At 41.6% G+C, this 4,197-nt stretch carries 6 protein-coding genes and 1 tRNA gene; 3 read left to right on the top strand and 4 right to left on the bottom strand.

The window, feature by feature from the left end:
- Positions 1-2: 2 nt before the first annotated feature.
- The 3 genes from ACO4PX_RS08975 to ACO4PX_RS08965 all read left to right on the top strand — a co-directional run bounded on the left by ACO4PX_RS08975 (position 3) and on the right by ACO4PX_RS08965 (position 1,478).
- Positions 3-818 (top strand): CPBP family intramembrane glutamic endopeptidase, encoded by an 816-nt coding sequence (locus tag ACO4PX_RS08975; RefSeq protein ID WP_314833184.1) that lies wholly within the window; start codon positions 3-5, stop codon positions 816-818.
- A 152-nt stretch (positions 819-970) separates the two neighbouring features.
- On the top strand, positions 971-1,231 hold the full coding sequence (locus ACO4PX_RS08970; protein WP_472689471.1) for a DUF4160 domain-containing protein: 261 nt from the start codon (positions 971-973) through the stop codon (positions 1,229-1,231).
- A 10-nt stretch (positions 1,232-1,241) separates the two neighbouring features.
- Positions 1,242-1,478 carry a DUF2442 domain-containing protein gene (locus ACO4PX_RS08965; RefSeq protein WP_472689470.1) on the top strand — a complete coding sequence of 79 codons (237 nt, stop codon included), beginning with the start codon at positions 1,242-1,244 and terminating at the stop codon, positions 1,476-1,478.
- A gap of 37 nt (positions 1,479-1,515) precedes the next feature.
- On the opposite strand, the gene ACO4PX_RS08960 is transcribed toward ACO4PX_RS08965, so the two are convergent.
- The 4 genes from ACO4PX_RS08960 to ACO4PX_RS08945 form a co-directional block, all read right to left on the bottom strand.
- A complete protein-coding gene (locus ACO4PX_RS08960) occupies positions 1,516-1,743 on the bottom strand; it encodes a hypothetical protein (protein WP_472689469.1) in 228 nt (75 codons plus the stop codon).
- A 278-nt stretch (positions 1,744-2,021) separates the two neighbouring features.
- Positions 2,022-2,092, bottom strand: a tRNA-Trp gene (locus ACO4PX_RS08955).
- Positions 2,093-2,124: 32 nt separating this feature from the next.
- Complete coding sequence (gene radA, locus ACO4PX_RS08950; protein ID WP_315370199.1) at positions 2,125-3,498, bottom strand: DNA repair protein RadA; 1,374 nt, start codon at positions 3,496-3,498, stop codon at positions 2,125-2,127.
- On the bottom strand, positions 3,483-4,197 hold a 715-nt coding region (locus tag ACO4PX_RS08945), incomplete at its 5' end, for an AAA family ATPase (RefSeq protein WP_485572333.1). The genes ACO4PX_RS08945 and radA, both read right to left, overlap by 16 nt.

The raw sequence follows: 4,197 nt of genomic DNA, 5'->3' as shown, positions 1-4,197 counted from the left end.
GCATGTCTATTCGTCAATTCATTTTCCCCAAAGAAAAAACCAAGAATCTTCGTTTCTATGATGTTATCATCATTACCTTGATTTTATTCGGAGAATTTATTATTCGCTCCAATCAGCTATTTCTGGACAGCCTAAATGCTGTAAAGTCTGCTATGTTTTACGCTTTCCCCCTCTCCCCCATCCTTCTTAGCCAAAATACGGAAAGCATTACGGAAACGGTAGCGGAAACCGTGGATACCGCCACCGAAGGAGTAGCTTATTCCAGCAACCTGCAATTCCAGTTCTTTATGCTGCTTTTGGTTTTTCTGTATCTGATTGTTCGTAACTTTGATTTTAAACAAATCCCCTTCCGCTTTAAGCTCTCCGTAATTCCCTGGTACTTTGTATTGCTTGCCATTATGGGACTAAGTGCAGACGTTCTTTACCTTCTCTTTGATAACGGCTATAACTACTTCACCAAGGAAGTTCTCCTTTCCATGGATTTCTTTGAGTTATTTCGGAAAATAGCCGCCTTAAGCCCCGTTGCCATTATCTATGCTTTATTAAATGCCTTCTATGAAGAATTCTTCTTTTTGGGCTTACTAGGCACCGTAGACCAAAAGTACAAATGGCAAACCCTGCTATATTCCACGATGATTCGTATTTCCTTCCACACCTATCAGGGCATGACTTCCGCCATTATTATCGGTGTGGTATTCGGACTTCTGTACTATTACTTCTATACCTATAGAATCAAAAATCTCCTGCCGGTGGTGCTGGTACACTCCATGGCGGATATGTTCGGTTCAGGATTTGTGTATTTGTTTGCAAGGTTTTAGAAAAATAGAAATTTGTAAACATCTTTCCTTCAACTTTCATCTTGACATATATTAATCCTAGCTATACAACAACAGTAGATGAAGAGAAAAGACTTGAGAATCATAGGAAAAGGGCAAAGGTAACTCATATATGAATACAAAAGGAGAATACTATGCCTACAATTTCTATGTTTTATGGAATCATTATTAGAATGTATAACAATGGAGAACATAATCCTCCACATTTTCATGCCAGCTATCAGGGGTATTATGCTACTTTTTCCCTTAATGGAGACTTAATGGAAGGAGAAATGCCTAAGGCACAATTTAAATTAATCAATGCTTGGGCAGAAATTCATAAAGATGAGCTCCTCGCGAACTGGAACTTAGCAATCGAAGAGCAACCCTTGTATAAAATTGCCCCTTTAAAATAGGAGAATTAAAATGAATCTTCCCAATTGGATTGTCACAGATGTGAAAGCTTCCAAAAACTATGAATTACATCTTTCTTTTGCCAATGGAAAAAAAGGTGTTTTCAACTTTCTTTCAGAACTTCAAAAGCCTATATATCAACGATTAAAAGATTTGGATTTTTTTCTTACCGCTCATGTAGAAGACGGTACTGTGGTCTGGAATGATGAGCTTGATATTGCCCCGGAATATCTTTACGAAAATTCTTAGTCTTAAACGGCATCCTCCCAGATGGGAAGGTGCTGTTTTAATATGCTATTTTCTTATTTAGTACGTTATCCTCATATATTCTATCGCGTACATTTTGCATTTTTCGCCCTTCATCTGAATAATCATAGTACTTTGGTGGGGCAAAACCATTTTTAGCAAGCCATCTGTCTATTTCCATAAGTACCTCACGAGTATTGCCTCTGTCCAGTGATTCTTTTGGAATTTTATCAGACAGATACTCTTGGCTTTCTTTGCTTATAATCATTTTCTTCTCTCCTATGGCTGGATTTGGTATAGCGCAACATATGTTTTTAACTGGATTCTATTTTGTAGAGCAAATACTCCAATAGAAAAATATGAAATTTAAATTAAAGGATTTTAAATGGTATCTTCAAACGAAAAAAGAAAATTATTGAACATGGAGATTTTATATGTAAAACGGGTAAAAATCTCCCCTTTTCAGTAAAATCACATTACCAAAAAGTAAGCAAAAACCCTAGGTTTCAAGCCACTTTAGGCTTAATTCCTAGGGTTTCTTCGTAGCAGGGGATGAGGGATTCGAACCCCCATCGGCGGTTTTGGAGACCGTTGCTCTACCATTGAACTAATCCCCTCTGCTTTAGAAAAGCAACGGTATGATTCTATGCTATTTTTTGAAGATTGTCAATGCCTCTCTTATATTTTTTACCGGAATCAAGCTAATGTCTCTCTTTTTCCCCTGTGTGGGCGCATGATAAGCCGGTAAGAGAATTCTTTTAAAGCCCAGTCGAATGGCTTCTTCGATTCTGGATTCACTATGGCTTACTCCACGAATTTCTCCGGACAATCCTACCTCTCCAAAGACCATGGTGTCCTCCGGAATAGGAAGGTTTCTGTAACTGGAAACTAAAGCCAAAAGTACCGCCAAATCAATGGAAGGCTCAGAAATCTTTAAGCCTCCCGCAATATTGATATAGGCATCGAACTTAGAGCACTCAATGCCTAAACGCCTTTCCATTACCGCAAGGAGCATATGCAAACGATTATAATCCATACCGTTTGCGGTTCTTCTGGGGAGACCGAAGTTAGTAGGAACCAAGAGTGCCTGGATTTCCATAAGAATCGGTCTGGTGCCTTCCAGGCCGCAGGACACTATGGAGCCTGAGCAGTCCAGAGCACGGCCTGCCAAAAGTAGGGCGGAAGGGTTTTCCACCTCGCATAGCCCCTTTTCTTCCATCGTGAAAACGGCAATTTCATTGGTGGAACCAAAGCGGTTTTTTTGTCCGTGCAGAATACGCAGCTGACTGTTCTGCTCTCCCTCGAAATACAAAACCACATCCACCATATGCTCTAAAATCTTCGGGCCGGCAACATTTCCATCCTTGGTCACATGACCTATCACAGCAATGGTAATCCCTCGCTCCTTGGCAAGGCGGAGTAAGAAGGAGGTACACTCTCGCACCTGGCTTACGGAACCGGGAGAGGCTGTTACCTCTTCCAAAAACATGGTTTGGATGGAGTCAATCACCAGAAAATCAATTTCTCTTTCCTCCACCACCTCTAAGAGCTGATTTAAATTACTTTCGGACAGAAAATAAAGCTCTCCCTCCACTTCTCCCATGCGATTGGCCCTAAGCTTTATCTGCTTTAGGGATTCCTCACCGGAGACGTAGAGAACTCTTTTTCCTCCCTTGGAAGCTAAGTGCAGACTTACGGAGAGGAAAATGGTGGATTTTCCGATTCCCGGATCTCCTCCTAATAAAACGAGGGAGCCGGCCACCAGGCCACCTCCCAATACTCTATCCAGCTCTCCGAAACCGGTGGAAATACGATCTTCCTTATCTAAGGGGATTTCCTCCAGCTTTTTCGCCTCTGCCTTCTTCAGGGGAAGCATAGTTCCTGCTCCCCCCGGTCTTTTTTTACTTTCTTTTGGAGCCTCCACCATGGAGTTCCAGGCCTTACAGGAAGGACACTGTCCCAACCATTTGATGGTCTCATAACCACATTCCTTACAGAAAAAAAGATTTAAACTTTTTGGCATTCTTCCTTCCTTTTTCTAATGCTGGTCTTTAATTTCTCTCCGGTTCTGTCCATTTTCACAGTAACCAAAGAGCCCTGAGGAATCTCACCCTCTAAAATGGCTTCAGACAGTAAGTCCTCCACCTGGGTTTGGATGGTTCTCTTTAAAGGTCTGGCACCAAACTTGGGATCATAGCCCTTTTCCACCAGGAAGTCCTTGGCTCCCTTATCTAAACGTAAGCCAAGATCCAATTCTCCCTTTGCCCTCTTATACAGCTGAGACAGAAGGATATCCAAAATTTTGGACATATCTTCCTTACTGATGGGTCTAAAGACAATGATTTCATCAATACGATTTAAAAACTCCGGTCTAAAGAGATTTTTCAACTCTTCCAGCACCTTATTCTTCATATATTGATAGTCTTTATCCAGCTGTCCGGGAGTCGTATCAAAGCCTAACTTTTTCGGGCTGATAATCTGCTCCGCCCCTGCATTGGAGGTCATGATAATGATGGTATTCTTAAAGGAAACCTTTCGTCCCTGAGAATCGGTAATATGGCCGTCATCCAGCACCTGTAAAAGAATGTTCAGCACATCCGGATGGGCTTTCTCAATCTCATCAAAGAGAATGACAGAGTAGGGATTTCTTCTTACCTTCTCGGAAAGCTGTCCACCCTCATCATAACCCACATATCCGGGAGGGGAACCGATCATCTTGGAA

It is taken from the genome of Oribacterium sp., from assembly GCF_057249185.1.
This window is presented reverse-complemented; position numbering and strand designations above follow the sequence as displayed.

Coding starts and splice junctions, on each gene's coding strand:
- ACO4PX_RS08975 (WP_314833184.1), top strand. CDS start 3: ATGTCTATTCGTCAATTCATTTTCCCCAAAGAAAAAACCAAGAATCTT.
- ACO4PX_RS08970 (WP_472689471.1), top strand. CDS start 971: ATGCCTACAATTTCTATGTTTTATGGAATCATTATTAGAATGTATAAC.
- ACO4PX_RS08965 (WP_472689470.1), top strand. CDS start 1,242: ATGAATCTTCCCAATTGGATTGTCACAGATGTGAAAGCTTCCAAAAAC.
- ACO4PX_RS08960 (WP_472689469.1), bottom strand. CDS start 1,743: ATGATTATAAGCAAAGAAAGCCAAGAGTATCTGTCTGATAAAATTCCA.
- radA (WP_315370199.1), bottom strand. CDS start 3,498: ATGCCAAAAAGTTTAAATCTTTTTTTCTGTAAGGAATGTGGTTATGAG.